Annotated in this window: 2 protein-coding genes; one reads left to right on the top strand and one right to left on the bottom strand. The window is 58.6% G+C overall.

The genetic code is table 11. The features are described from left to right. Window positions 1-56 precede the first annotated feature (56 nt). Window positions 57-638, bottom strand: a complete 582-nt coding sequence (locus ACODTZ_RS36130) for a recombinase family protein (protein WP_174007827.1) — start codon at window positions 636-638, stop codon at window positions 57-59. Between the two features lie 165 nt (window positions 639-803). Between ACODTZ_RS36130 and ACODTZ_RS36125 the strand changes: the two genes are divergently transcribed. Continuing rightward, on the top strand, window positions 804-952 hold a 149-nt coding region (locus tag ACODTZ_RS36125), incomplete at its 3' end, for a DUF4158 domain-containing protein (protein ID WP_489032121.1).

The following is a 952-nucleotide window of genomic DNA, read 5'->3' as shown; positions in this document are numbered from 1 at the left end:
GGCGTCACGACACGAAAGTGGCGAATCTGTCCGACTTTTAAGAACGTATCCGGAACTCAGGTTGGTTTAACCGTGGATGTCGTTGCTTTTTCGGCCTTGAGAGCTTCGTAGAGGGCGGTTTTCCCGATTTTCACGCGGGCCGCGGCTTCCCGGACGTTCAAACCGGCCGCCAGATGCTGGCGGGCTTTGGCAAGTTTGTCCGGGGTTACGACGACTTGTCGGCCACCGCGTCGGCCGCGTTCCTCTGCGGCCTGCAGACCGGCACGTGTTCGTTCCCGGATCAGATCGCGCTCGAACTGTGCCAGCGCGCCGAACAGGTGGAAGACCAGGCGACCGCCGGATGTCGTGGTGTCGATGTTTTCGGTGATGGATCGGAAGCCGACGCCTTTGGCCTCCAGTTCGGTGATGATCTCGATGAGGTGCTTCATCGACCGGCCGAGGCGGTCGAGCTTCCAGACTGTGAGCGTGTCGCCGTCGCGAACGTAGCGGATCGCCTCAGCCAACCCGGGGCGGTCAGTCTTCACGCCGGATGCCTTATCCTCGAACAGCCTTTCACAACCTGCTTTGCGCAAAGCGTCGAGTTGCAGGGCGGTGTCCTGCTCGCCGGTGGAGACCCTTGCATAGCCGATAGAGGTCATGAGACGTGGTTTGTCCGTTTTTCCGTTGAATTCGGACATTGTCCGATTTGCCGTTTCATGACAAGGTTTGCGGACAAGAACTGTGGATGCCGCGAAACGTTCGTTTGTCGGACACGCATTTTCCGTTTCGCTGCACTCTCCGCGGCGAAACGGGAAGATCAGTGAATGGCGCGAAGAGCATTACTGAGCGAGGCATGGTGGCAACAGGCGACGATCATCCCGGATAACGAAAGGGAGATCGCCAAACATTATACGCTGGATCGATCGGATCTCGACCTGATCATGCGACAGAACAAGGCCGCGAGCAGACTGGG

The organism is Rhizobium sp. FG113 (assembly GCF_057809895.1).
Note: the sequence above shows the minus strand (reverse complement) of the source record. Positions and strands in the feature narration are given on the sequence as shown.

Bases quoted from the DNA above. Each gene is read 5' to 3' on its own strand.
- ACODTZ_RS36130 (WP_174007827.1), bottom strand. From the start codon at position 638: ATGACCTCTATCGGCTATGCAAGGGTCTCCACCGGCGAGCAGGACACC.